General features: G+C 66.7%; 5 protein-coding genes. 4 read left to right on the forward strand and 1 reads right to left on the reverse strand.

All coding sequences use genetic code 11. The features are described from left to right. The 4 genes from A5646_RS23005 to A5646_RS23020 all read left to right on the forward strand — a co-directional run. Positions 1–540 (forward strand): SDR family NAD(P)-dependent oxidoreductase (locus A5646_RS23005; RefSeq protein WP_156765331.1); only part of this gene is annotated, 540 nt, incomplete at its 5' end. Between the two features lie 64 nt (positions 541–604). Beyond that, positions 605–1,687 (forward strand): dihydrodipicolinate reductase, encoded by a 1,083-nt coding sequence (locus tag A5646_RS23010; protein ID WP_067024432.1) that lies wholly within the window; start codon positions 605–607, stop codon positions 1,685–1,687. A 1-nt stretch (position 1,688) separates the two neighbouring features. Further along, the gene (locus tag A5646_RS23015) at positions 1,689–2,507 is read left to right on the forward strand and encodes a mycofactocin-coupled SDR family oxidoreductase (RefSeq protein ID WP_066878985.1); all 819 of its coding nucleotides are present in this window, start codon (positions 1,689–1,691) and stop codon (positions 2,505–2,507) included. A 160-nt stretch (positions 2,508–2,667) separates the two neighbouring features. Further along, positions 2,668–3,303, forward strand: a complete 636-nt coding sequence (locus A5646_RS23020) for a hypothetical protein (protein WP_066867006.1) — start codon at positions 2,668–2,670, stop codon at positions 3,301–3,303. Between the two features lie 12 nt (positions 3,304–3,315). On the opposite strand, the gene A5646_RS23025 is transcribed toward A5646_RS23020, so the two are convergent. Further along, positions 3,316–3,825: TetR/AcrR family transcriptional regulator (locus A5646_RS23025; protein WP_067024435.1), on the reverse strand; the 510-nt coding region annotated here is incomplete at its 5' end.

A 3,825-nucleotide genomic window follows, 5' to 3' on the forward strand; every position in this document is an offset into this window, starting at 1 on the left:
CGCCTCGGTCGCATCGACATTCTGGTCAACAATGTCGGCGGGTCGACCTACGCGCGATTCCTCGATATCACCGACGAAGACTTCCGGCACACCTTCGACTGGTGTGTGACGTCGGCCTTCATCATGAGTCAGCTGGTGGCGCCCCACATGCTCAGCGCCGGACACGGTTCCATCATCAACATCTCGTCGGGCTCGGCACGTTTCGGCATCCGGGCGCTGACCGCCTATTGCGTTGCCAAGGGTGGTCTGGAAGCGCTCACCCGCGCCATGGCACAGGAACTCGCCCCGAAGATTCGCGTCAACGCCATCGCCCTGGGGTCCTTCGCCACCGACGGCCTGAAGGGCAGCCTGGATCTGATGCCCGGCTCACTGGAAAAGATGCAGGAGGCCACGCCGCTGCATCGGCTGGGCGACGTCGAGGATCTCGGGCGGCTCGCGGTGTACCTGGCCACCCGCGACTGCTACGCGACCAACGCGACGTTCCACGTCGACGGCGGCATCGACTCGAACAATTCGCCACTGCCGATACCCGATTACTGACCTGTGCGGCGATTGAACGCGTCATGATGGGTCATCACCCACCGCCGGAAGGACGAGGGTAGCCATGCGCAGGGTCATTCAATTCTCCACCGGCAACGTGGGTCGGCATTCGTTGCGAGCCATCATCGGCAGACCCGATCTCGAGCTGGTCGGCGTGCACGCCGCCAGCAGCCAGAAGGTCGGCCAGGATGCGGCGCAGCTGTGCGGACTGGACGAACCGACCGGCGTCATCGCCACGGACGACATCGACGCCCTGGTCGCCCTCGGCGCCGACTGCGTCGTTTACACATCCCAAGGGGAGACGCGGCCGATGGAAGCCATCGAACAGATGGCCAAGTTCCTGGCGGCCGGCACCAACGTCGTCGGTACGTCGATGGTCTGGCTGGTCACCCCGCGCCACGCCGACGACTGGTTGCGCGAGCCCCTGGAGCGTGCCTGCGCGGCCGGCAACGCCTCGCTTTACGTCAACGGCATCGATCCGGGCTTCTCCGGCGATACGCTGGTGCACTCCGCGGCCAGCCTGACCACCCGGATCGACTCGATCACCGTGCAGGAGATCTTCGACTATGGGAACTACGACGACGCCGAATTCACCGGCGCAGCAATGGGTTTCGGCTCGACGCCCGATGACGATTCGCCGATGATGTTTTTGCCCGGGGTGATCGTGTCGATGTGGGGAGGTCAGGTCCGCAGCCTGGCGGACAACCTCGACATCAAGCTCGATGACGTGCGCCAGCGCTGCGAACCCTGGTACACGCGAGAACGAATCGACTGCACGATGATGACGGTCGAACCGGGGCAGATGGCCGCGGTGCGGTTCGCCACCGAGGGGGTGCGCGACGGGCGGCCGGTCATCACGCTCGAGCACGTCACCAGGCTCACCCAGGCCGCGGCGCCCGACTGGGAGTTCCCGCCCGACGGCCACACCGGGGTTCATCGGGTTGTCGTGGACGGGGAGCCGCGGGTCGAAATCAACACCCACGTGTCCCACCCGCTATTCGATTCCACTGATGCCGGCTGCATCTCGACGGCCGGCCGGGCCGTCAACGCGATCGATTGGGTATGCCGGGCGCCCCAGGGGTTGATCGGGGTGGAGGATATTCCGCTGTCGGCAACGATGCGTGGCCTGATGTGGAACGAGCACTGACCTGACGACCTCGGCCCCCGGACGCGTTGCCGGCAAACGCATCCTGATCACCGGCGCCGCGCGCGGCATGGGACGCAGCCACGCCCTGCGGCTAGCGCAGGAGGGCGCCGACCTCATCCTGCTCGACATATGCCAATCTCTGCCCGAGATCGAATATCCTTTGGCGACGAAGGACGAGTTGGCCGAAACAGTCGAACTGGTAAGGGGTTTCGGTCGCCGCTGCGTGAGCCGCATCGTCGACGTCCGAAACGAGGCGCAACTGCGGTCTGCGGTCGACGACGGCGTCGGCGAGCTCGGCGGCCTCGACGGCGCGGTGGCCAATGCCGGCGTGCTCACGGTGGCGTCCTGGGACCAGACCACCGCCGACCAGTGGCGCACGGTGGTCGACGTCAATCTCATCGGGGTGTGGAACACCTGCGCGGCCGCGATACCCCACCTGCTCGACCAGGGCGGCGGCAGCCTGGTCAACGTCAGTTCCGCGGGCGCTATCAAGGGATTTCCACTGCAGACGCCCTACACGGCGGCCAAGCACGGCGTCGTCGGCCTGACGCTGGCGTTGGCCAACGAACTGGCGGCGCAGAACGTGCGCGTCAACACCGTGCTTCCCACCGGTGTTCCCACCGGGATGGTTCCACCGTCGTTCGGACCGCTCTTGGGCGAGCGACGGTCCGACCTGATCCCCATCTTCGTCAATGCGATGCCCACGCCGGCCGTCGAGCCCGTCGACGTCAGCAACGCGGTGCTGTTCCTTTTGTCCGATGAGTCCAGGTATGTGACGGGGCTGGAATTCAAGGTCGATGCGGGAGTGACCATCAACTGACGCCGCGCCGCTGCACAGCGTGTGCCCTTACCGATCCCGTCGCCAGCCCATAGGCTGGGCTGACAGATGAATAGTCGTCCGGCGGCCGGAGTTTGCGTGTTCTCGCTGCCCACGCGCGCGGTAAGGGATACAAATAGCTGAGTTCACCAAGGAGAGCCTCATGAATACGGTGCGGACGTCCGTGCTCGGGCTGACAGCTGCCGCCCTATTGGTCGGCGCGACGGTGGCCGGATGCGGTGGCGGCAAAAGCTCGACGGGATCATCGGGTTCGGCCTCGTCGTCCGGCCCGGCCGCTTCGTCGAGCCCTTCGGCCGGCGCGGCCCCGGGCGCACCGGGAGCGCCGGTGGACTACAGCAACCTGCTGATCAAGCCCGGCGACGTGGGCCCCAACGCCACCGCCGACGGGCCGCCGAGCCAGAATCCCAGCGGCATCACCGGCGTGGGGCAGGTTTTCAAGAACCCCGACGGCAAGCGCACCATCATCGACACGATCGCGGTCTTCCCCGATGCGGCCACCGCCACCCAGACCGCGGCGAACATGCGCGACGTCGTCGGAAAGAAGGTCAACGGCCAGCAGCAGCCCATCGACGTCGGCACCAACGGGTTCATGGTGATCGGTCAGGGAACCGACCCGGCCAACCCGATGGAGATCTCCGAGGCGGTGTTCGTCGAGGGCAGGGCCATGGTCGACCTGGAGTCCGACTGTGTCGTCGGCAATCCCACGCCAGCCGATGTCATGCTCGATCTCGCCCAAAAGCAAGACGCCGCCGTCAAAGCGGGACTGCCGGCCGGCTGAGCCGCCGCTCGTTCACAGGGGCCAGCTGTCCGGCTGCAGCTCATAGCGCAGTGCGGCGGCCGGCGGCAGCGGCTGTCGTTCGTTGACCGATATCGCGTCGATGACGAGGGTGACATAGCGCCGCCAGCCGTCGCTGCCGGCATCCATGGTGGACAGCACGCTGAAGAGCATCGCGATCAGGCGAGGAAGGTCGTCGGCGACCAGGTCGGTGCGGATGCTGCCGGCTCGCTGGCCTGCGCGGGCGAGCTCGCCGAGCGCCGCGTTGAGCGACACCGAGATGTCGGAGGTTAGCGATCCGGCGCGGCGTGCGGCCGTCAGCAGGCTGTGTTCGCGCGCCCCCAGCGATATCGCCGCTTCGATCAGCTGGGTGAGGCCGCGCAGCGGATCCTTCTCGAGGCGGGCGCTGTCGATCACCGGCGTGAGGTCCTCGGCGATGCTTTGATCCAGGGCGGCGCGTACCAGGTCCGCCTTTGCCGGAAATCTGCGGTACAGGGTTCGCTCACCGACGCCGGCGCGGCGCGC

This window comes from Mycobacterium sp. 1245499.0, from assembly GCF_001673615.1.
GTDB classification, from domain to species: domain Bacteria; phylum Actinomycetota; class Actinomycetes; order Mycobacteriales; family Mycobacteriaceae; genus Mycobacterium; species Mycobacterium europaeum_A.